The organism is Gordonia sp. NPDC062954, assembly GCF_044543825.1.
GTDB classification, from domain to species: Bacteria; Actinomycetota; Actinomycetes; order Mycobacteriales; family Mycobacteriaceae; genus Gordonia; species Gordonia tangerina.
Map to the genome: position 1 here is coordinate 62002 of NZ_JBITWL010000018.1, position 20699 is coordinate 82700.

The 20699-nt window shown below is 63.8% G+C and carries 21 protein-coding genes and 1 tRNA gene; 7 read left to right on the forward strand and 15 right to left on the reverse strand.

Annotation, left to right across the window (positions count from 1 at the left end):
• Nucleotides 1-4 precede the first annotated feature (4 nt).
• A complete protein-coding gene (locus ACIGKQ_RS17005) occupies nt 5-1141 on the forward strand; it encodes a PDR/VanB family oxidoreductase (protein ID WP_396574527.1) in 1137 nt (378 codons plus the stop codon).
• Here the strand turns inward: ACIGKQ_RS17005 and ACIGKQ_RS17010 are convergent.
• Complete coding sequence (locus ACIGKQ_RS17010; RefSeq protein WP_396574528.1) at nt 1106-2665, reverse strand: MFS transporter; 1560 nt, start codon at nt 2663-2665, stop codon at nt 1106-1108. The genes ACIGKQ_RS17005 and ACIGKQ_RS17010 overlap by 36 nt on opposite strands.
• Nucleotides 2666-2763: 98 nt before the next feature.
• Between ACIGKQ_RS17010 and ACIGKQ_RS17015 the strand changes: the two genes are divergently transcribed.
• Both ACIGKQ_RS17015 and ACIGKQ_RS17020 read left to right on the forward strand, forming a co-directional pair.
• Complete coding sequence (locus ACIGKQ_RS17015) at nt 2764-3339, forward strand: TetR/AcrR family transcriptional regulator (protein WP_396574529.1); 576 nt, start codon at nt 2764-2766, stop codon at nt 3337-3339.
• A gap of 35 nt (nt 3340-3374) precedes the next feature.
• Complete coding sequence (locus ACIGKQ_RS17020) at nt 3375-4154, forward strand: MerR family transcriptional regulator (RefSeq protein WP_266062820.1); 780 nt, start codon at nt 3375-3377, stop codon at nt 4152-4154.
• 25 nt (nt 4155-4179) lie between these two features.
• Here ACIGKQ_RS17020 and ACIGKQ_RS17025 read toward each other — a convergent pair whose 3' ends face one another.
• From ACIGKQ_RS17025 to dcd, 4 genes are all read right to left on the reverse strand, one after another.
• Nucleotides 4180-5172 carry a hypothetical protein gene (locus ACIGKQ_RS17025; RefSeq protein WP_328715142.1) on the reverse strand — a complete coding sequence of 331 codons (993 nt, stop codon included), beginning with the start codon at nt 5170-5172 and terminating at the stop codon, nt 4180-4182.
• Nucleotides 5173-5376: 204 nt separating this feature from the next.
• A complete protein-coding gene (locus tag ACIGKQ_RS17030) occupies nt 5377-6996 on the reverse strand; it encodes a hypothetical protein (protein ID WP_396574530.1) in 1620 nt (539 codons plus the stop codon).
• Between the two features lie 99 nt (nt 6997-7095).
• Complete coding sequence (locus tag ACIGKQ_RS17035; protein WP_396574531.1) at nt 7096-8505, reverse strand: UDP-glucose dehydrogenase family protein; 1410 nt, start codon at nt 8503-8505, stop codon at nt 7096-7098.
• Between the two features lie 119 nt (nt 8506-8624).
• The gene (gene dcd / locus ACIGKQ_RS17040; protein WP_235721898.1) at nt 8625-9200 is read right to left on the reverse strand and encodes a dCTP deaminase; all 576 of its coding nucleotides are present in this window, start codon (nt 9198-9200) and stop codon (nt 8625-8627) included.
• A 212-nt stretch (nt 9201-9412) separates the two neighbouring features.
• On the opposite strand from dcd, the gene ACIGKQ_RS17045 reads away from it, so the two are divergent.
• Nucleotides 9413-10882: a hypothetical protein gene (locus tag ACIGKQ_RS17045; protein WP_396574532.1), complete on the forward strand. Its 1470-nt coding sequence runs from the start codon at nt 9413-9415 to the stop codon at nt 10880-10882.
• A 9-nt stretch (nt 10883-10891) separates the two neighbouring features.
• Here ACIGKQ_RS17045 and ACIGKQ_RS17050 read toward each other — a convergent pair whose 3' ends face one another.
• The 3 genes from ACIGKQ_RS17050 to ACIGKQ_RS17060 are packed head-to-tail and all read right to left on the reverse strand — an operon-like array spanning nt 10892 to nt 13200.
• Nucleotides 10892-11680 (reverse strand): SDR family NAD(P)-dependent oxidoreductase, encoded by a 789-nt coding sequence (locus tag ACIGKQ_RS17050; RefSeq protein ID WP_396574533.1) that lies wholly within the window; start codon nt 11678-11680, stop codon nt 10892-10894.
• A gap of 16 nt (nt 11681-11696) precedes the next feature.
• Nucleotides 11697-12329: a TetR/AcrR family transcriptional regulator gene (locus ACIGKQ_RS17055; RefSeq protein ID WP_266062826.1), complete on the reverse strand. Its 633-nt coding sequence runs from the start codon at nt 12327-12329 to the stop codon at nt 11697-11699.
• A gap of 31 nt (nt 12330-12360) precedes the next feature.
• Nucleotides 12361-13200, reverse strand: coding sequence for an SDR family NAD(P)-dependent oxidoreductase (locus ACIGKQ_RS17060; RefSeq protein ID WP_396574534.1), 840 nt, complete (start codon nt 13198-13200; stop codon nt 12361-12363).
• A gap of 177 nt (nt 13201-13377) precedes the next feature.
• Here ACIGKQ_RS17060 and ACIGKQ_RS17065 point away from each other — a divergent pair.
• Nucleotides 13378-13448, forward strand: a tRNA-Gly gene (locus tag ACIGKQ_RS17065).
• Between the two features lie 96 nt (nt 13449-13544).
• Here ACIGKQ_RS17065 and ACIGKQ_RS17070 read toward each other — a convergent pair.
• Both ACIGKQ_RS17070 and ACIGKQ_RS17075 read right to left on the reverse strand, forming a co-directional pair.
• Entirely contained in the window at nt 13545-14654 is a 1110-nt protein-coding gene (locus tag ACIGKQ_RS17070) for a tyrosine-type recombinase/integrase (RefSeq protein ID WP_396574535.1), read from the reverse strand.
• A 320-nt stretch (nt 14655-14974) separates the two neighbouring features.
• Nucleotides 14975-15145 (reverse strand): helix-turn-helix transcriptional regulator, encoded by a 171-nt coding sequence (locus tag ACIGKQ_RS17075; protein ID WP_396574536.1) that lies wholly within the window; start codon nt 15143-15145, stop codon nt 14975-14977.
• A 97-nt stretch (nt 15146-15242) separates the two neighbouring features.
• On the opposite strand from ACIGKQ_RS17075, the gene ACIGKQ_RS17080 reads away from it, so the two are divergent.
• Both ACIGKQ_RS17080 and ACIGKQ_RS17085 read left to right on the forward strand, forming a co-directional pair.
• The gene (locus ACIGKQ_RS17080) at nt 15243-15785 is read left to right on the forward strand and encodes a hypothetical protein (RefSeq protein ID WP_396574537.1); all 543 of its coding nucleotides are present in this window, start codon (nt 15243-15245) and stop codon (nt 15783-15785) included.
• Between the two features lie 386 nt (nt 15786-16171).
• Nucleotides 16172-16726: a hypothetical protein gene (locus ACIGKQ_RS17085; RefSeq protein ID WP_396574538.1), complete on the forward strand. Its 555-nt coding sequence runs from the start codon at nt 16172-16174 to the stop codon at nt 16724-16726.
• Here ACIGKQ_RS17085 and ACIGKQ_RS17090 read toward each other — a convergent pair.
• From ACIGKQ_RS17090 to ACIGKQ_RS17110, 5 genes are all read right to left on the reverse strand, one after another.
• A complete protein-coding gene (locus tag ACIGKQ_RS17090; RefSeq protein WP_396574539.1) occupies nt 16708-16878 on the reverse strand; it encodes a helix-turn-helix domain-containing protein in 171 nt (56 codons plus the stop codon). The two genes, ACIGKQ_RS17085 and ACIGKQ_RS17090, sit on opposite strands and share 19 nt — an antisense overlap.
• On the reverse strand, nt 16878-17006 hold the full coding sequence (locus ACIGKQ_RS17095) for a hypothetical protein (RefSeq protein WP_396574540.1): 129 nt from the start codon (nt 17004-17006) through the stop codon (nt 16878-16880). Before ACIGKQ_RS17095 ends, ACIGKQ_RS17090 begins: the two co-directional genes overlap by 1 nt.
• Entirely contained in the window at nt 17003-18454 is a 1452-nt protein-coding gene (locus ACIGKQ_RS17100) for an FtsK/SpoIIIE domain-containing protein (RefSeq protein WP_396574541.1), read from the reverse strand. The genes ACIGKQ_RS17095 and ACIGKQ_RS17100 overlap by 4 nt, the downstream gene beginning before the upstream one ends.
• Before the next feature lie 163 nt (nt 18455-18617).
• Entirely contained in the window at nt 18618-19037 is a 420-nt protein-coding gene (locus ACIGKQ_RS17105; RefSeq protein WP_396574542.1) for a hypothetical protein, read from the reverse strand.
• Between the two features lie 51 nt (nt 19038-19088).
• Entirely contained in the window at nt 19089-20615 is a 1527-nt protein-coding gene (locus ACIGKQ_RS17110; protein ID WP_396574543.1) for a protein rep, read from the reverse strand.
• Nucleotides 20616-20699 lie beyond the last annotated feature (84 nt).

Sequence of the window (20699 nt, forward strand, 5' to 3'; positions counted from 1 at the left end):
TCCGGTGAATCAGCGCGCGCACCCGCACAGCACCGAGATGACTTCTCCCCCACCGCATCTCTATGGCCGTTGGCGGCACGATCCGTTGCTGTTGGCCGGCACCATGATTGCGAAGATATGGTGGCCGTTCTGGCGTCCACTGGCACCGCTGCACGAGCCGCCCACCGACGACGGCGTACGGACCCTGCGGGTCATCGACCGCACCGTGGTGGCCGAGGACGAGAATGTGGTGGCCCTGACCTTCGGCGCCCCGGATGGCGGTCCGCTCCCGCAGTGGCATCCCGGCGCGCACCTCGACCTGCTGCTGGCTTCGGGCCGTATGCGCGAATACTCACTGTGCGGCGACCCCGCCGACCGCCTCCACTACCGGATCGCGGTGCGGCGCATCCCCGACGGCGGTGGCGGATCGATCGAGGTCCACGATACCGTGACCGTGGGCACCGATGTGTCGGTCAAGGGACCACGCAACGCTTTCCCGTTGTCGATCCCCGGGCACGGATCGCCGGCACGCACGGTTCGCTTCATCGCCGCCGGCATCGGCATCACCCCGATCCTGCCGATGCTCGCCGCGGCCGAGCGCTTTGAACTCGACTGGTCGATGGTCTACACCGGGCGCAGTCGCGCGTCGATCCCGTTCGTCGACGAGGTGGCCCGCTACGACGATCGGGTGGTGATCCGCACCGACGACGAACACGGACTACCCTCGATGGACGACCTGTTGGGACCGCTCGACCCGCACACCGGCCGCGCCCCGTCCGGACTCGCGGTGTACTGCTGCGGACCGGTGCCCATGTTGGAGTCCCTACGCGCCCATCTCGCCGACCGACCGGACATCGAACTGCATTACGAACGGTTCAGCCCACCCCCGGTCGAGGACGGCGAGCCGTTCACGGTCACCATCGCCTCGACCGGCCGGCAGGTCGAGGTGAGCGCCGACGAGACTGCGCTGGCGGCCTTGCGGCGTGAGGTCGGATCGGTGCCGTACTCGTGTCAGCAGGGCTTCTGTGGCACGTGCAAGGTGAGAATGTTGTCCGGCGAGCCCGATCACCGCGACAACATCCTCACCGAACCCGAACGAGCCGGCGGCGCATTCCTCACCTGCGTGTCACGCGGTCGCGGGGACCTCACGCTCGAGCTGTGACGCTTCGGTGTCGGGCTGGGCGCGGTGGCCGCGCGGTGCGCCCCGCAGCAGAATCAACGCAGCGAGCGCAGCGGCCGACGTGATGGCGACGGCCACCCACACCGCGCCGTGGAGTCCGTCGACGAACACCTCCTGCACCGCGATCCGGATCGGGTCGGCCACCGTCGCGGGCGCCTGTCGCGCCACCTCCACGCCGGCCATCACCGAGTCCTCGGCGAGGCCCGACACGGTCTGCGGCAAACCCAACGCAGACAGTCGATCCGCCACCCCCGTGGTGTAGACCGAGGTGAGCACCGATCCCAACACCGCAACGCCCAGGGTGCCGCCGATCTCGCGGGTGGTGTCGTTGACCGCCGACCCCGCGCCGGCCTGCTCGGGGTCGAGCGCGTCCATGATCACCTGTGTGCACGGCCCGGAGATGAACGCGAGGCCCATCGCCATCAGCGACATCGACCAGATGATCAATTCCCAATACCCCGAGGTTCGCGACGACACCTCGACCAGGGCGAAGCCGCCGGACATCAGCAGCGCCCCGGCCACCGCCACCAGTCGCGGCCCGAACCGATGCGACAGCGCCATCGCCACCGGTGAGAACACGGCCATCACCACTGCGAACGGCAACGTGCGCAGGCCGGCCTCGAGCGGACCGTAACCCTTGACCGCCTGGAAGAACTGGGTGATCAGGAAGATGAAGCCGAACAGCGCAAAGAAGGCGACGCTGATCATCGCTGCGGCGGTGGCGAAGTGGCGGTTGGCGAACAGCCGCACGTTGAGAATCGGATGGTCCACGGTGAGCTCACGCCACGCGAACAGGCCCAGCGCCACCACTGCGACCACCAGACCGCCGATCGTCCGCGGGTCGGTCCACCCGAAGTGCGGCCCCTCGATCACCGAATAGGTCAGCAGGCCCAGGCCCACCACCGACAAGGCGAGTCCGGGCAGATCGAACCGGGAGACGCGCGCGGGCCGGGTGCCCGGGACCACCGCGACGATGGCGATCACGGCAAGTGCGGCGAGCGGCAGATTCACCCAGAACACCGAAGCCCAGGTGTAGTGCTCGAGCAGCCAGCCACCCAGCACCGGACCGATCGCCACCGCGATACCCGAGGTCGCGGCCCAGATACCCACCGCCGCAGCACGTTCGCGTGACCCGACGAAGATCGAGACGATGATGGCGAGGGTGGCGGGAAACACCAGCGCGGCGAACAGGCCGAGTCCGGCGCGTGCCGCGATGAGCTGCCCGAGGGTCTGCGAGGACGCGGCGAGGGCGGAGACCGCGGCGAAACCGGCGATGCCGCTCAGCAGCATCCGCCGATGTCCGAAGCGGTCACCGAGGTAGCCGCCGGTGAGCAGCAACCCGGCGAACACCAGCGTGTAGGCGTCGACGATCCACTGCAGCCCGGAAATCCCGGCATCGAGATCGCGCGCCATGGTGGGCAGCGCGACGTTGACGATCGTGTTGTCGACCATCACCAACAGCTCGGCAAAGCAGAGGGCCGCCAGGGCCCACCAACGAGTACGCATGGTCTTTCCTCCGAAGAAGCGGACATTTAGAACGTTGTCATAGTGTTGTAGCACGTTGTTCTATTCAAGTAGAACGCCGTGCTAGTAGGGTTGTCAACATGTCGCCGACCAAGAATCCGCGCACCCGCGCGACGGAGGTTCGCGCCAACCTGCTGTCCGCGGCGCGCACATTGCTCGAGCGGGAGGGTCCGTCGGCCTTGACCGTGCGGGCGGTGGCGACCGAAGCCGGCGTGGCGCCGATGGGCGTCTACAACCATTTCGACGGCAAGGACGGACTCCTCGACGCGGTCGTCACCGACGGTTTCCGGGACTTCAGCACGCATATCGCGGCGGTCGACGCCGATGCTTCGGCGCGACTCCTGGCCAGCGGGCACAGGTATCGGGAGTTCGCGCTGGCCCACCCCCGTCTCTACGAGCTGATGTTCTCCACCGAGTGCCACGCCGACGACGAGGTGGCGGCGGCCGCCTTCGGGGTCCTCGTCGACATCGTGCGATACGGCCAGGCAGCAGGCGTCATCCGCGACGGCGACCCCGTGGCGCTGGCCGCGCAGACATGGGCCTGCGTTCACGGGGCGGTGAGCCTGGAACTGACGTCGGCGCATCCACCGTTCGTCGACGCCGCCGCAAACTACGAGAATGTCCTATTGCTGATCGCCCGGGGTCTGGCACCGTGACCCGAGAGCGGCAGTCGATCTGGGAGAATGTCGCGGTGACCGAATACCGGATCGACGATCTCGCACGCGCCGCCGGCACCACGACCCGCAACGTCCGCGGCTACCAGGACCGCGGTCTCCTGCCCCGGCCGTTGCGCCGCGGCCGGATCGCGATCTACACTGACGCACATCTGGCGCGCCTCAAAGTGATCAACGACCTTCTCAAACGAGGCTTCACGATCCGCCACATCGGCGAGTTCCTGTCGGGTTTGCAGCGTGGCGAGAATCTGGCCGAGGTACTCGGCGTCGAAGAGCTCGTCTCCGAGCCGTGGTCGACGGCGACCTCGACGACGATCTCCGCCGACGAGCTGCGCGACCTGCTCAACTCGGGGAATCCCGCACACTACGAGCGGCTGGCCGCCTACGGGCTGATCGAGGCCGACGGACCCGGCGACCCACCGGAGCGGTACACGATCCTCGACCAGGAGACCGTGTCCGCCTACGGACGTCTGGTGAAGCTCGGTCTGCCGTTGAGCGGCATCCTCGATGTACACGGTCGGCTCGACCACGAGATGTCGGCCGTCGCGGAGATCGTCATCTCGGCCGGCCGACGCGCCGTGACCGAGGGTCACGAGGATGGGTGGATACCTCGCACCGCAGCCGAATCTGACTGGGCAGCACAACTTTTGGGGGAGCTGAGACGAGCCGGTTCGGTGTCGGCGCACAACGCGCTCGACCGTGCTCTCGATCGCGACCTGGCTCGCCAGCTCAACGACTACCTCAACCGGGCGCGCGCGTCGGCCACGGGCCCTGCGGACATTCCGCCCGCACAGTAGACCGGGGCCCGCGACCTCCGCCTCGTCAGAACGGCACGACGATCGGCGGAAGCCCAGGAATCGGATTGGGAATGGTCCGCTGCTGGGGTGGAGGCGGTGCCGGGATCGGCGCCGGAGCGGGGGCCGGCGGAGGCGGTGGCGCCGGTTCGCCCGGAGTACGCCGCTGCGGCGGACCACCCGGCGCCGGATCGGTGGCCGACCACGTGGGCTCTGGCGGTGGGGGTGGGACGTACTGCGCGGCCGGTCGCCGCGCCGCGTCGAGTTGCGTCGGCTCCACCTGACCGGGATTCACCGGATCGGGCTGCTTCGGCCCCGAATCGTCGTCGCCACCGCCAGCAGGGTCGGCCGGGGCCGACGTCTGTTCGTCGCCGACGAATGCGGACAATCCGTCGGGGTTGTCGACGTCGTCGCCGGCGAACACTGCGATCACCGCAGCGAAGACCAGTGCGGTGCCGACGCCGATGATGGCGCAGACCGCGACGATACCGAGGGCGACCCGAGGTTTGGCGAGCCACTGCCGCTTCTCGGCAGGCCGATCCGACGTCGGATCCGTGGCCGGATCGGGCGGCGTCTGCGCCGTGGGGGCCGGTGTCGGCATCGCGCCGCCACCGGCATGCGGCGAGCGCGGCTCCACTACCAGGACCGGTAGCTCGGTCTGCGCTTCGATCGTCGCGACGAGATCGGGAGATGAGTCGTGACCGGTCGAGAGCACTACCGAGCCGATGTGTCCCGGCGCGGTCAGTTCCGCCGTGTGACACATTGCGGCGACATCGCGTTGGCCAGGTCGGCGCATGCGGTCGCGGCGATCAGCGACCACCGCCGCGGTCTCCGGGTCGATCGTCGATACGTGCGCACCGTTCTCGGTGATGTTCACCAGCAGAAACAGCGGCGACGGGTCGATGTCCCGCGCCCGTTGACTCTCCGCGACCTCACGCAGAAAGCCGGCACTGAGTCGGCGCACCGGAGATCTGGTCGTGGCGGCGGCGCCGCGACCGACGGTTGTCACAGAATGAGTCATGGGACCTGATGCCCTGCGGTTTCGAGCAGTTCCGGACCGCACGCCGGCTGGTTGCCGGTTCTCCAAATGACATGGCGATCATCGATCAACCGACCTCGGCACGACGGATCGTCCCAGCGTGCCGCGTTCCCGACAGTAACACGCATCATCGCAGGACACAGTTACAGCCGCATCGCCGGCACAGCCTTGCCGGGCCGGTGCCCGTCAGCCGGGCAAGATGATCGGCGGCAACCCGGGAATCGGGTTGGGGATCACGCGCTGACGCGGACGCGGGCGTGGACGCGGCTGATTCTGCTGCTGTTGGGTCGGCTCGCTGGTGGTGGTGGACGGCGGTGGTGGAGGGGGCGGCGTGTAACGTGCCGCCGCCACCCCCGCGTCCACCACATCGGCCGGGTCCGCATAGGTCGGCGTGGGGGCGTCAGTGGTGTGGGTGGCAGCCGACGATGCGGTCGGCCGCTCGGCCGGGTCGCCGTCACCGCTGGCCCCGAATGCGACAGTCACCGCGATCGCCGCTACCACTCCCGCAGCGCCGACGCCCACCAGCAGCCTTGTCGGCATGCGCGGCCGCGACTTTCCGGCGGGCACCGACGGCACCGCAGCGGCGGGTTCGAGAGACCAGTCGCGCGGGTCGTAACCACCCGGGGGCGGGGACGGAACGTCGGTGACCGTGCGCGGTGCCGGGTCGTCGAGCGTCGCGGGGGCATCGAGCAGATATGGGTCGCCGGCTGTGCTCCGCTCGGGTTCGCCGTGGGGCGAAGGTGGCTGACCGGCACGCGCCGCGACATCGTCCGGCCGATGACCGTGGCGATCGTGGGTGGCGGTCACCACTGCAATCGGCTCGGTGATCGGTGTCAGCACATCGTCGATCCACGCGACGGGGAAGTCCCCCGATTGAGTGGGTTGCGCGACCGGCTCGGCGCCAGCAGGTTCTGCGGTAACGGATTCTGCGGGAACGGATTCTGCGGGAATCGTTTCGGGGGCAACGGATTCTGTGGGAATCGGTTCGGGGGTAACGGATTCGGGGGCAACGGTGTCGGCGCCGGGCAGTTCCGCGTCGACGGCCTCCGAACCACCGTCACTGTGCGGGAATTCGGTTGTCGCCGAGTCGATGAGCTGCGCCCCGATCGCCTCGCTCGGCATCGGACCGGCCGGCCGCTCGACGACCGATTCACGGACCTCATCGTGCGCGTCATGGCGGCTACGCGGGCCCGCGTCGACCGCCGTCCCGATCGCCAGGACGGGCCACGGTGTGCGCGCGGCGAGCGCCGTGAGCAGACCCGGCCATGTCTGATGCCCTGGTGCGAGCACCACCGACCGCACGGATTCGGTGGTGGTCGTGGCCACCTCGTCGCAGAGTCGGACGACCTCGTCGGCCAGTGATGCCGTCGCCTCGTCCAGGTCACGTTGGGCGACACGAAAGAACCGCACGTGCTCGCGGCCCATGATGAAGGTCGCATCCGCGGTGGCCAGCCGAGCGCGGGCTCGTGCGGCAAGCGTGAGTAACTCCGCGGTCCACTCGTCACTGGTCGGCTCGGCAACACGACCGGTGCTCACGAGATGATCGGCGAGGAGCTGATCGAGCACGTCTGGACGGATACCGGCGGCGGTGCGCTCCCCGATCACCGCTTCCAGTCGCGGGTCGGCCAGCCCCACTCGTAGACCGCCGGGCCGCACGTCGATCACGACGAACGGCAGCTCTGGCGGGATGGCGAGCGCGTTCTGCTGGGCCGAGACGTCAGCGAGAACCGACCGGTCGATCGGACGTGCGTCGAAGTCGGTGGTCGCGTCGACCGACCGATCGTCATCCGTCGAGTCGTCTGTCATCCGATCCGATGCCCTGCGTCCGTGAACATTTCCCCCGTGTGCGCGCCTCGGCGACGACGTCGCTCCATGGCACGCGGTCACGACACTAACATGACCGCCTCACACGTGCGGTCGGGCGATCTCCGGAGCCATCGGATCGCCGCCGGATACCAGGTCTGCGGGAAAGTGCGAGACCGCAGGCCGCATGGGGCCGCCGAGCGCATGTAACCGCCACCCCGCCGACTGCCAGGCGCCGGCGTCCAGGCAACGCCGACCGTCGACGATGACCCGAGCGCGCACGACGTTGGACAGTTCCTCGGGCACCATGTGCACGAACTCCGCCCACTCGGTCGCCACGACGACGGCATCGGCGGCCTCGCAGGCTTCCACCGCGCTGTCGGCATAGCCCAGCGTCGGATACAGACGACGCGAGTTTGCCACCGCCTTGGGGTCGAAAACCGTCACGGTGGCGCCGCGCAGCGCCAACTGACCGGCGACGTTGAGTGCGGGCGAGTCCCGCACGTCGTCGCTCTCCGGTTTGAACGCGGCTCCCAGGATCGCGATGTTGGTGCCCAACACGTCGCCGCCGACCGCGTCGGCGACCAGGTCGACCAGCGCGCCACGGCGACGGGTGTTGATGGCGTCGACCTCCCGCAGGAACCGCAGCGCCCGCCCGGCGCCCACTTCATCGGCGCGGGCCAGAAACCCGCGGATGTCCTTGGGTAGGCAACCGCCGCCGAATCCCAGTCCGGCATTGAGGAATCGACGTCCGATGCGGTTGTCGTAGCCGATCGCATCGGCCAAGGTGGAGACATCGGCACCCACGTTCTCGCAGATCTCACTGACCGCATTGATGAACGAGATCTTGGTGGCCAGGAAGGCATTCGCCGATACCTTGACCAATTCTGCGGTGGCCCAGTCGGTTCGAACGAACGGTACCCCGGATTGCAGGATGTCTCGATAGATCTCAGCGAGAACTCGCGCCGCGCGGGTGTCGTCGCGGTCGGGATCGGCGCCCAGCACCAGTCGGTCGGGTTCGAGGGTGTCCTCGACGGCGAAACCCTCCCGGAGGAACTCCGGGCTCCACACGAGTTCGACGTGTGTGTCAGGTGCGGCGAGCACCGCGATCCGCTGTGCGAGTGCTGCCGCGGTTCCCACCGGCACCGTCGACTTGCCGATGATGAGGTGGTCGCCGCGGACCAGCGGCGTCAGGGCGTCGACCGCCGCCTCGACGTGCGACAGGTCGACCCCGTACCCGCGACGCTGCTGCGGGGTGCCGACGCCGAGGAAATGCACCGAGGCGAACTCGGCTGCCGCGCGGTGATCGGTGGTGAAGCGCAGCCGTCCGGCGGCCAGGTTGCGCCGCAACACATCCGACAATCCGGGCTCGAAGAACGGGACCTCGCCGTTCTGGAGCCGCGCCACCTTGTCGGCGTCGACATCCACACCCAGTACGTCATGTCCCAGCTCGGCCATGCAGGCCGCGTGGGTGGCCCCGAGGTAGCCACACCCGATCACCGTCAACTTCATGGTTCTGTGGGTACGCGGGGTATCCGTCGTCGACGCTACGGTGACGTGACCCGCCCCGATCGATCGGGTGAACACCAGGTCGTCGACGGTGAACGCGGCCTGAATCGGGCGCGGTGTCCTCAGTCGGCGGGCTGGGTGAAGTTCAGATATGCACGCGACGGCGTCGGGCCGCGTTGGCCCTGATACTTCGAACCGACCGACGAGCTGCCGTAGGGATGTTCGGCCGGGCTCGACAGCCGGATCAGGCAGAGCTGGCCGATCTTCATTCCCGGCCACAAGGTGATCGGGAGGTTGGCGACGTTCGACAACTCCAGGGTGATGTGGCCGGAGAACCCAGGGTCGATGAAACCGGCCGTCGAATGCGTCAGTAATCCGAGCCGCCCCAGTGAGGACTTACCTTCCAGACGTCCGGCGAGGTCGTCGGGCAAGGTGCAGACCTCGAGGGTTGAACCGAGCACGAACTCGCCCGGGTGCAGGACGAACGGTTCGCCCTCCGCGGGTTCGACGAGAGACGTCAGTTCATCCTGCCGCTGCGCCGGGTCGATGTGGGTGTACTTCGTGTTGTTGAAGACACGGAAGAGCCGATCGAGTCGCACATCCACGCTGGACGGTTGGACCAGCGCGGGATCGAACGGCTCGAGCGCCAACCGTCCGTCGGCGATCTCGGCACGGATGTCGCGGTCGGAGAGGAGCACGTTGTGAGGTTATCCGACGCGGGCCGGTGAACGACGGATGGCCGCCGGCTGTCGAACCGAATGCGAATCGTTCCGAAGCATGGTCAACGGGTCGAATCGTCTTCTACAGTGAGCCGCGTGATGCTCGCGTGATCGCTGCGTGACATGCGCGAGACAACGACCGTGGGTGGGTCCGGGGCGAACCCGGCGTCGCGTGTGGGAAGAAGGGGCACATGCGCAAGCGTGGGGGGTCGGCTTTGTCGGATGTGAGTGGTCACGCCGGACGGCGGGCGCTGGTGGTGGGGATCGCCGTAGTAGTGGTGACCGCGGTGGCGATGTCGTTCGGCACCGAGCGGGGCGTCGGCGCACTGGCCTCGGCGGCGCCGACCGTACCGTCGGCTGCAGTCCCATCGAGGACGACGGCCGAGCCAGAGGAATGCGTCGGGTCACGGTTCGCGACCTTCGGCGCCGTCTACGACGCGATCTTCGATTCGTTGCTACCGACGATGCCTGCCGATATCCAGCAGCGTGCACCGTCGATCAAGGCGCGCGCCCATCGCGATATGCAGGGGCTGCGAATCTCGAAACTCGCGGTCTCCAATCACCCCTACGACCTCGGCGCCGACGACGAGGACCCGATCATGACCTACCGAGACCCGATCTCGCAGTGGATCGTCACGCAGTTGCTCAACGTGCGCAACGGCGAGGCCACCGAGGCGATTCCGGCTGAGAACCTGACCGTCGCGCAGGCGGTCGAGACGGTGTGGCTGTACCTGTACGTCACGGTGATGGTTCCGCTCACCCTTGCACGCCGGACCATACCGTCGATCGCGACGATCGCCGGGCCGATCTCGGTCGGCACGTTGATCACGTTGCCGATCCTGCTGGGGGTGTTTGCCGCGACACAGGTGTACCAGGCCGTGAGTGCACGTCTGGTCGAGGCGTGCATCGTGTCGGTGACGCATTCGGAGAAGGAGAATGCCGGCAAGTCGGTGAAGGATCTACGCTTCACCCGGGCCGTGCCCGGCCTGCTGCGCGACATCGCCGGTCAGGTGGACCTCGCCGACCCGGAGAACTGCCCGTCGATCGGCACGCTGCCGCTGTCGCGGATCGTCGAGCGTACCTCGAATTATCTCCAGTCGATCACCACTGATTCGGCAACCGATCGCCGGATCGCTGCGATGGGTGACGGTGTGGCGCAGTGGATGCGGAACACCCGGGTCCATCAGAATCTCATCCCGGCCGATCCCGCCGACTACAACACCGCCGAGTACGCGATCTCACAGATCGGCGTGTTGATCCCGTACGTTGGTGGCGCACCACTCGACGTGGTGATCGGGTTGAGCCACAACCGCAATCAGGGTGCCGACTTCGCGGCGACGGCCCCGATCGCCGATCTTTCGGTGACGAAGACGTTGACCGCGGCCTACTACGCGTACGCATTGGCCGCACACATGGTCGAGTTGGCCTGGTCGGAAGCCGGGGTCGATCCGGCCGCCGCCCTGCTCAACGACCTGCTTCCCGACGCCGGCATCACTGCGGACATGATCCCGAAGTCCACCGGCCTCGTCGGCGCACCCAACCTGTATGGACTTGTGGTGTACCACAACGTATTGCGGTCGATGTGCCTGGCCGAGGACAAGCGTCCGGCTGGAGCGGGAGCGACAACGAAGCGAGGGTCGGTGTCGGCTGCGCGGTGGTAATGGACGCCGTCAGGCCCGGCGGCGAGGCCGCACGGCCCGCTCGGTGATCGCCAGCACCACGCGCCGAGGCGCAAACCGGTTCGAGACGGCCATGATTCGGTTCTGCATGCCATCGACCACGCTCGGTTTACCGGCGTCCAAAGCACGCAAGGCGGTGTCGACGACCTGGCGTGTCGAGCGCCGCGCACCGACAGCCGCGTCGTCGGAACCAGCCACGTCGAAGAACTCGGTATCGGTGGCGCCCGGACACAGAGCGAGAACCTTCACACCGTGCTGCCGACCCTCCCACCAGAGAGCCTCGCTCAGCGACAACACATACGCCTTCGTGGCGCCGTAGACCGCCATGTGTGGGATCGGTTGAAACCCTGCGGTACTGGCCACATTGACGATGGTTCCGGCGCCACGCTGCGCCATCCGCTGAAAGAAGACCGTGGTGAGATCGGTCAGGGTAGCGACGTTGAGGGACACCTCGCCACTGATCCGCCCTGGGTCGGCGTCGACGAGATCGCCGTGGGTGCCGAAACCCGCGTTGTTGATCACCATGTCGACGGTCAGTTCTCGCTTGTCGATCTCGGTGATCAGGGTGTGCGCAGCCCCCGGTACCGACAGGTCGCAGGCGATGACCTCGGCGCGAATGCCGTGCCGGCCGGCCAGTTCATCGGCCAGTGCGGCGAGCTTGGCCTCTGTGCGGGCAACGACGATCAGATGAGAACCCCTGGCCGCCAGCGTGCGGGCGAACTCGGCGCCAATGCCGCCGCTGGCGCCGGTGATGAGTGCGGTTGTGTCGCGGTGGTCCACGGTTCGCTCCTGTCGGTCAGGCTGTCGGAAGGTTGAGGATGCCGAGCCCGGCGAACGCGAGGTCGGCGAGAATCTCGGCGTGACGCTCCAATTGGGGGCCGCGGTCCGCGGGTGTGCCGGCGTCGGCGAGACTCTTGATGCCGTGGAAGGCACCCACGAGGACAGTCGCCACCCCGCCCGCGTCGAGTTCGGCACGGAATTCTCGCGTCTTCTGGCCGGCTCGGATGATGCCGGCGAGCAACTCCACCCACGCATCGGTCGGCTGGGCCACGTTCCCGTCGAGCGCGCCGTCGGCACCGAGTTCGCCGGCCAGCCGGACGACGCTCCAGGCACCGGGTTCGTGCTTGAGCAGGTCGAGCATCGCCGGGAGCAGGTCGGCCAGCTGCTCGGTCGGTGTCTGGTGGGCCAGGACCCGCTTCTCCACCTGGTCGACCCATCGTTGCTCTTGGTCGGCGATGACAGCCGAGGCCAACGCCGCCTTGGACGGGAAGTAGAAGTAGAACGCACCTTTGGTGAGTCCCGATGTTTTGATGAGCTCACTGAATTTAGTTGCCGAATAGCCCTTTTCAGCGAATCCGATGGCCGCGACCTCGAGCAGGCGGGCTCGCGTTGCGGCGCCTTTGGCCGTGGAAGGTTGTGGAGAGCTCACACCTGCCAAGAGTAAACCTGTCGGTTGGTTTTTACAAACCTCCCGGTAGGTTCTTCGCCCGTGCTGGAGTGACGGACGCCTGCTCAGCCCTGTGCGCTGGGCCGGACGGCCAGTTCGGCGACGGCCAGTGCAAGCCGCCGCGGGACGAGTTGGCTGACTGCAACGACGACCAGGTTGTACAGCCCGTCCACGACGCTGGGCTTGCCCGCATCGAGAGCCCGAAGCGCCGTGTTGACGACCTGGCTCGTCGACCGTCGCGGTCCGACGGAATCGGCGTTGGCGCCGCAGCTTCGAAGAACCCGGTGTCGGTGGCCCCCGGACACACGGCGAGCACCTTGACCCCGTTCTGCTTCCCCTCCCACCACAGCGCCTCACTGAGAGACAGCACGTAGGCCTTGGTGGCCGCGTATACGGCCAAGTGCGGAACCGGTTGGAAAGCAGCGACACTCGCCACGTTGATGATCGCTCCTGCGCCCAGTTGTGTCATCCGTGACATGTAGACGGCGCAGAGGTCGGTCAACACCCCGACATTGAGTGCGACCGCGTCACGAATCCGCGCCGGATCGGAGTCCGCGAAATCGGCGTGCATCCCGAACCCAGCGTTGTTGACCAGGATGTCGACGGCGAGTCCCCTACGATCGAGTTCCTCGACGACGTCATCGGACGCGCACGGCTCCGACAGATCCGCCGCCAGGTACTCGGCACGTATGCCATGACTGTCGTGCAGGTCGGTGGCGAGTTCCTTGAGCTTGGCCTCATTGCGCGCGACCAAGATGACATTGGCTCCGCGGGCAGCGAGACCCGTCGCGAAAGCGGCGCCGATACCTCCACTGGCGCCGGTGATCAGGACGGTCTTGTCGCGGTAGTCCACGCGTGACTCCTTCGTCGGGCATGTGCGGTCCGTCGAGTATGGAACCCACCTGCACCCCACGTCTGCCGAACGGCAGTCACCGCCACCGAACGACCCGTCACACCATCCACCGGGGCGTCGGCATCACCGCATGTCCGACCGTTTGCTAGGCTGTCGTTCGCGAGTCTCGGCTCGCACGCCGATGTAGTTCAATGGCAGAACATCAGCTTCCCAAGCTGAATACGCGGGTTCGATTCCCGTCATCGGCTCTGCAGGTCAGACCGGATTTTTGCTGCACTCCTCCTTCCGATTGGTACGAGTGGTTGGTACGAGAAACGAGCCTCTAAGTAAGGGGCTGCGGTCTCTCACCGCTCCTCAGCTCTGTCCACCGCGTCGAGGAGCGCGAGACCGTGGGCGAGGTCAGTGCCGGCGATACGGGCATATTTGGTGGTGGTCTTGAGGTCCGCGTGGCCTGCCCATTCCCTCACCGTGGAGATTGGCACTCCTGCTCGGAGCCAGCCCACGATGGCAGTGGCGCGAAGGTCGCGGACCTTGAAGGCCGGGTATCCGAGCTGCTCCAGTGTGGCGTTCCAGTTCACGGCCTTGTTCCGAACCACGGAGGTTGCCGTAAGTCGGGTTCCGTCCGGTTTTCGCAGCAGCGGGTCGGCGGTGCGTCCGATTTGGGGATGTAGCTCTGTGAACGCTCGTCCCAGAGCGTTGGGTATCGGGACGGTGCGCCCTTTTCCGGACTTTGTGGTCTGTAATGTTCGTGGAGAGTATCCTGAATATGCGCGAGACACCGTAATTGTTCTTCGGCTAAGATCAACATCTTTTTCTTGTAGCGCCTCAATTTCCCCTGCCCTCATTCCGGTATGCAATGCAATGAGAATGAATAGCAAAACATCCTTGTTTTCTATTCTTTTCGATAGTATCTCAATGAGTCGATTGGCATCTACCGGTGAAAGGGTTGTTTCTGACACTATTCGAGGTTGCGCTTTCAGTCGACGCGAATCATCAACCGGATTGACGGTCGTATATCCATCAGAGATTGCCTGTTTCATGATACGAGATAGGCAGTTTCGAGTCCCTGCGATCGTGGACGTGCCGACTTGACGTTGCCAACTCAGCTGCGCCGCCTCAAGATGAGATGGTGTGATCCGATCCAGTTGCAGCAGACCAAGATCGGGAAAAATCCTGACCCGAATATGGGAGCGATACACTTCTTTTGTATGGGCACCGAGCCCGTACAGCACCTGATCGAGTTTGTCGCTCGTCAGATAGGTTTGCAGAGTAACAGGTCCACGTCGTGAGGGTATCCGCTTGTTCTTCTTTCGCTGAACGCGCTCCCATTCCTGCGCATCTGTTTTCCGGTCAAAAGTTTTGGTTTGTTCTCGAACAGCCGAAGTGGCGCGGTCGTAGAGATATACTCGACCGCGCCACTTCGTTTTACCGTTAACGGTCCTCTTGCTCGCCATCAGCCTCTTCTTGCTGCTGCTTTTCTCGACTTCGCCTCAGGATCTCTGATTCAGAAATCCAGCGACCGTTCTCGTATGTGAGAAAAGCTTCGCCACCGCCTATCACAAAATCACCTCATTTCCAAAAACCAGGGCGGATACACATCCGACTCCATAACCCGGAGTGACGAATGGCATATCGGACAGAAAATCTCGTGGCCGATGTCGTCGTGGAAAACCCGGGCGAAATAGTCTTCGTCACAAGCACAGGCCTTGAATCCGAAGAATGTCGACCGGTCTGAATCCCATGAATGAATGCTGATCCCCATTTCCCGCTCCCTTCAGCAGATTCTCGATTTCACATATTCCTCGACATCCTCGGGTCGCCAGGCCCACCGTCGCGGCGACACTCGCACCCCGGGCAGTGCACCCGTCCGCGTGAGTCGCGTCACCGTGGCCGGCGACACCCTGATCGCGTCCGAGACCTCTCCCACCTGCATCAACGGCTTCATCCCTCACCTCCTCTCTCGTCGTCTTCGATACTCTACCACACATAATAAACACGTGGATTCAATTAATCCACCCGACTGCGGGATGTATGATGCCCCAGTGATCACCACCAACGAGCTTGCGAAACGCCTGGCCATCCCCACCAGCAACATCCGGGCGCTGGAAGCGCTGGGCGTAATCACTGGGACGCCTGTAACAATCGGTAAGACCCGAGCGTGGCCAGAAGAAACGGTCGAAGAACTTGCAGATCGACAATTCATTGAAGATCTGCCGCACCCAAGGGCAATCGCCGTGAAAGTGCAGCCCGCTGAGTCAATAACACCGATTCCTGGTGATCCTCGAACCCATAAAGGGTGGATCGCAGGCCTACCCAACAACTACACGAAGCGACAGATCGACGGAGTAAACCGATACTGGGCAGTAAAAGATGCACCGGATTGGATAGACGAGGTCTTTTTAGTGACATCAAAAACCTTCATCCTAGCTCCGTATCGCATAACCGGTGTGAAGCAACATGGGAACGACTGGTCATTCGCACTCACGGAACCGGATACGGAAACACGAAAGCTATTCGACCAGAAAAGAATCCATTCACGACGCGGCCCCTTCGTGGAGCGCCTGCCCGACACCAGGAACCAATGACGGTGATCTGGCCCGTGCAAAACGAATGAGCCCCTCCTGACCGACATAGCCAGGAGGGGCTCACCACCACATATAGAGTGAGGATGGGGATCTCGCTCTATATGTGAGAATATCAGTAAATATCTTGCGTTGTCCAGTATAGGGTCAGCTCTTCCTCCACTTCGGTCATGTCGCGCACCAGAGAAAGAATCGGAAGTTTCGGAAGGAGACTCGTCTCCCGCTGACCCTATACTGCGCTCTCAGAGCGCCGAGGAACGACTGTGAGTCGTTTCTCTATACTCTCTACTAGATCGAGCTCCACACGAGCTTAACGCGAGAATGAGATGACCACTTCAAAATACGGCAACAGCCCCTGATTCGGTATGCGATAGACGAAAGGCAGCGACTTGATTGACATCGCAACTCTTGTCTTGGCCACGAGCAGCAGTGCCAGCAGCGCTGCGCTAGTCCTGACACCCGATAGGACAGAAAGCGCAGACCCAGAACTATACGCAGATATTGTGGCGCTACACGCTGATATGGGTCTCCGATACATGGTGATGCTTTGCGATGCACAACAGATATCAGAACACCATCGATATGACACCCTTCGACAGACTGGCACCGAGGAACTGAACCAGAACACGACGATATTTATAGGAAGCTGGCAAGTATTTGTAAACAACAGTATCGATGCGCTCAGGCGCGGGGAGATCCATCTACCACCCAGCCCCATATCTGCAAAGCGGGTAAAACGCACGGTGCGCGACTACCCCAACTGGGCGGGCGTGATGATTGATACCCGGATAGACCAGCCCGAACAACGAGTGGTGTTCTACGCGGACGACTTGAGCATCATCGAGGAGTTGGACGACACAACAGTGGACGTGGACGAGATCGACACGATGGCGAACAACAGTGTTCCACTCAAATGGGCGATCACTCACCTACTGGAGCAGTAGTCCCGCAGCCTAGCGAGCTCTGCGTCCGATAGACAGAGGCGTCCACCTGGAGTAGTAGACGCCTCCGCCGTGCCCAGCTTGACCCACCGATACAGAGTGGACTCTGCAACGCCGAGCATCCGAGCTGCCTCCGGGATCGAATGATGACGCATCAAAACAGATACGGCGCCGGAGTGGTGAAGAAGATGGTCTGAAACGTACCCGTGAAGACATTGTTGAACAAAGCCAGCAAGGTGATGGGGTCTTCCACTCCAGTAAACATGCCCAGATCCAAACTCATTGTGTTCCTTTCTCATTCGTTTCCGTCATGTGACGAAACTCCTCATCGATGGGATCAGATGCCTCAGGTAGCGGCGTACGAAGATGGCCCAGAGTCATGCCAAAGCGGACCAGATCCGAGTTCGGTACGTACCAGGTGCGTCCGGAAACCCACCGCCCGGAACCTTCCTGATCCAGGACCACCATGCCGGGCCGTTCAGGCAGCAACATTGGGTCTGGTTCCCCCTCGTTGGGTGATCGCCCCAACGTAGCCACTGTGCTCTGAGACGTCACCAACCTGCCGGCCACCCGAACGGACGATTTCGCAGAGATCTTGGTGGGCAGAGCATCGGAAGTGGGCTTCTGAGTCGCACAGATCGTGAACATGCCAACGGAGCGACCGCGCGCAACCAGATCTGCGATCAACTCCGTCACCTCCTCCTGCTGTGCCTTTTCCTCCTTGGTAGTGGCTCCAGATACGAACACGTGTGCCTCGTCAATCACGATGACGAGCAACGGGAACTGTGCAGAGGGAGGCGAATGCCACCACGACGTGGGAGGGTCGATTCCTTCCGGCGCACCGACCCGCTTCCACTCCGTCACGAGAGCACGGAAGTACGCAGTACGACGATCCAACTCAGCGGCATACATACGGAGCACTTCGGCGGCAGCTTCCCTATCCTTGGTGGGCAACCAGAACTGGGCGCGCTCCTCCGTCCAGACGTAATCCGCGCCAGCCTTCCCGTCGATGACCGCGAACTGAACTGCGGGGTTCTGCGCCAGACGTACCAACAGTGCACAGAGTGACGCTGTCTTGCCGCCGCCCGGCTCAGCACCGAACACCATTCCGGCGTTGTCCTTCAAGGTGAGAACAAGCTCCTCACCGTCTGCTGTTAGACCCCAAGACACCTTGGTGAGATCCTCCGCCGGGGACGGTATTTGGCCACCGACAGTGCGCGCCAATGGATCACGGCACACCAAAGTGACGCGGAGCAGACTCGGCCCCACCTGGACAATGCCAACACTGGGGACGTTCCAGGCGTTAGCCAACCGATCCGCAACGCGAACCCATTCCTCGACTACCTGGCCCAGTAGCATCTTGACTTCCAACATCGGACCCACAGGTGACGAACCGATCACCTGAGATTGAGGAACCTCGAAGTCCCGATCCCCGTCCGCGAGCCGGTTGTACTGGATCTCAGTACGATACCGATACATTCCGTACGCCCGCCGATCACCGAGACCGTGCATCCCATTTGGCCGACGCGCCAGCCCCACCTGCACCATGGTCTGGGCCCAGGACTGATGCACCGCCGTCATGAGAGCAAAGTCCGCCTCGGAGCCCACCAGCTGAACCCGACGTGCCCGTTCCTTGCCGGCTTGGTCTCGGCGATACCACACATAGGTGAGCGATAGCACAGCTGCGACCAGCCCCAGCCAGAAGTTGAACAGGAGCAGAAAAAGCGGCACAACCACGTACCAGTGAAGTGCACACCAGCGAAGCGCCCGAAAGATCAACCGATTCCGACGGTGACGACGAATCTGGCCCTCGTAACTGGCCACAGATCGCCGCGGCGCTACTACTTCACCTGCCCCTAAGATCCTGAACAACTCATCGCCCACCCCCATTGGACTACGCCTTCACCTGAGTCGTCGCAGTCGTAGCGTGATTCGCTGACACAGGACCTACCGATTCGGCGTACCAGCGTTGCTGCAGAAAGGAATTGCCGGCCGATGTGGTCCTCACTTGATTGCTCACCGTGAGACCGTCGATACGGATTGGCTTACCCGAGCACGTCTTGGCGGGATCCTCACCTCGCTGTTCAGTGGTGCGCAGTTCCACGATCTCCGCGACAGATCGACCGAAGGCTCCGGTGTACTCCACAGCCAGTCGCACTGTGTACAGCGCTCGACCGTCGTCATCCTTGGCCTGCTCCGTCTCCGAAGGCGCGCCCTCATCTTGGTCCCAAGCCATCGCGGGTTCTGAGCTGAAGAAGACCACCTTGTTGAACGCCGCCGTATCTACCGGGATCGGTCCTGTGATCGCTGGCATTGAAATCCTTTCCGCTAGAGAATGATCCGCTATCTCGAATCTTCTTCGATACTATCGCATAGACTTCGAAAGGTGAACCGCAGCAACGATATTGGACACATCATGCACAGTGCAGAACTGATCATCACCGTGCAGATCCAGATGAGCAGTCCACGAACTACCGGTGAGCAGTGACACTCGATACTGAGCCGCAACCGCACGAAGTGACACAAATAGTGTTTCAGCTGAGCAGATTTCCGAGACCCGGAGCAGCTCCTCTTTGAGAGCAGCACGCAAAGGCACAGGAACACGGGACCATTCATGCTTGGTGAACCCCGCGACAGAGCGGAACACCACCTGCTCAGACTCCTCCGGCACCGAGGCGAGCTCCTCATCAGAACCAACATCGGTGAGCCCAAGATCCTTCTGCAGCCCATGACACCAGGTGATCTGTCGCCGTCCATGAGATGCCCGCTCCCACTGATACCAGAGCAGACGATCACGCTGAACCTGAGCATCATCCCTGTCAGTACGATCCGCCGTCGCCACTGCCGCGAGAATCTCAAACGGTGTGCGAGACTCCCTGTCACCCACTGACATAGCGTATTTCACTGCGCCAAGAGCAATCTCGGCGGGCACGTCCCAGGCCAGTTTGGTGACGTACTGGCCTAGATCTGCCGGGTCATCTAAGTTGACGGTCTTCAGGTGCTGAGCCTTGACTCCCGCATACTTCACCCCTCGAGGAGCCGGCTCAATCCGCGCACCAGTCCTACTGAACCTCCGATTACTTTGAGGATTACGCGCATCCACTGCCCGAATCCAATCCTGAACCAGACTGGACCAGAGACGAAGCACCTCCATCTGCGTTGACGCATCAGGAACGAACACCAGCGCATGAAGATGGGGATGCCAGCCGTGCTGCTCAGACCAGGTGGCCTCGATACTACGAAGATCACGAACCCCGCGCTGTCGCAAATACTTCCACGTCGAACGCTGCTTCAACGATCGCCAAGAGATCATCAGGTCATCCCATAGCTCCTGCAGATCCACTCCCGCACGATGATGCATCGTGAGCGTCATGAACAGCGCGTACCCGCCCCGACCTCGATGGGCAAGCAGACCTTCACGAATCTGATCAGCGCGAGCCCGTCCGATCTTCGGCGCACAGACGGGGCAGGCCCACACTGACCCGCAGGTTTTCAATCCCCGAAAGCGTCCGACCCGAGATCCACCCTCAGGCGGTACGCCGACCTCCAAGTGCACAGGACCGACCGCGACGATCCCGCACTGCTGAACCCGAGACAGGGACGACCTCCGATGGAGATAGTCCATCATCGAGGTACGAACAGCACGATCAGACCACCGTTGAGCCAGGCCCGCTTCATCGACAGGTCCGGGGATGGATAGGTGAGACTCACTATTTCGCGTATTCTCAAGCGGCGCTACGTGCCTCGGGGTGGTGCTCCCCTGGTCGGCGCTCTCGCTTCGCTTCGCGCCTTTCCTGGTCGCTACCCTCTCGTCGACGGCGCCTCGGTTTCGGCCGACCCGCTGGCGCGGGCGCGTCCGACTCTGTTCATCGTTGGTGGCGTTGATCCCCATTGACAGCTCGCAGCTGTCCGGTCTGGTACGAGTCCTCGGTACGAGTACTCCGCACGGGGTGGTTCGCCGTGCTCCTGGTGAGCG

What these genes read in the sequence shown, in the direction of transcription:
- ACIGKQ_RS17025 (WP_328715142.1), bottom strand. Translation starts at nt 5,172, where the DNA reads ATGACTCATTCTGTGACAACCGTCGGTCGCGGCGCCGCCGCCACGACC.
- ACIGKQ_RS17015 (WP_396574529.1), top strand. Translation starts at nt 2,764, where the DNA reads ATGTCGCCGACCAAGAATCCGCGCACCCGCGCGACGGAGGTTCGCGCC.
- ACIGKQ_RS17075 (WP_396574536.1), bottom strand. Translation starts at nt 15,145, where the DNA reads ATGAAGCCGTTGATGCAGGTGGGAGAGGTCTCGGACGCGATCAGGGTG.
- ACIGKQ_RS17030 (WP_396574530.1), bottom strand. Translation starts at nt 6,996, where the DNA reads ATGACAGACGACTCGACGGATGACGATCGGTCGGTCGACGCGACCACC.
- ACIGKQ_RS17095 (WP_396574540.1), bottom strand. Translation starts at nt 17,006, where the DNA reads ATGAGTTTGGATCTGGGCATGTTTACTGGAGTGGAAGACCCCATCACC.
- ACIGKQ_RS17010 (WP_396574528.1), bottom strand. Translation starts at nt 2,665, where the DNA reads ATGCGTACTCGTTGGTGGGCCCTGGCGGCCCTCTGCTTTGCCGAGCTG.
- ACIGKQ_RS17045 (WP_396574532.1), top strand. Translation starts at nt 9,413, where the DNA reads ATGCGCAAGCGTGGGGGGTCGGCTTTGTCGGATGTGAGTGGTCACGCC.
- ACIGKQ_RS17110 (WP_396574543.1), bottom strand. Translation starts at nt 20,615, where the DNA reads ATGGGGATCAACGCCACCAACGATGAACAGAGTCGGACGCGCCCGCGC.
- ACIGKQ_RS17105 (WP_396574542.1), bottom strand. Translation starts at nt 19,037, where the DNA reads ATGCCAGCGATCACAGGACCGATCCCGGTAGATACGGCGGCGTTCAAC.
- ACIGKQ_RS17070 (WP_396574535.1), bottom strand. Translation starts at nt 14,654, where the DNA reads ATGGCGAGCAAGAGGACCGTTAACGGTAAAACGAAGTGGCGCGGTCGA.
- ACIGKQ_RS17035 (WP_396574531.1), bottom strand. Translation starts at nt 8,505, where the DNA reads ATGAAGTTGACGGTGATCGGGTGTGGCTACCTCGGGGCCACCCACGCG.
- ACIGKQ_RS17090 (WP_396574539.1), bottom strand. Translation starts at nt 16,878, where the DNA reads ATGCGTCATCATTCGATCCCGGAGGCAGCTCGGATGCTCGGCGTTGCA.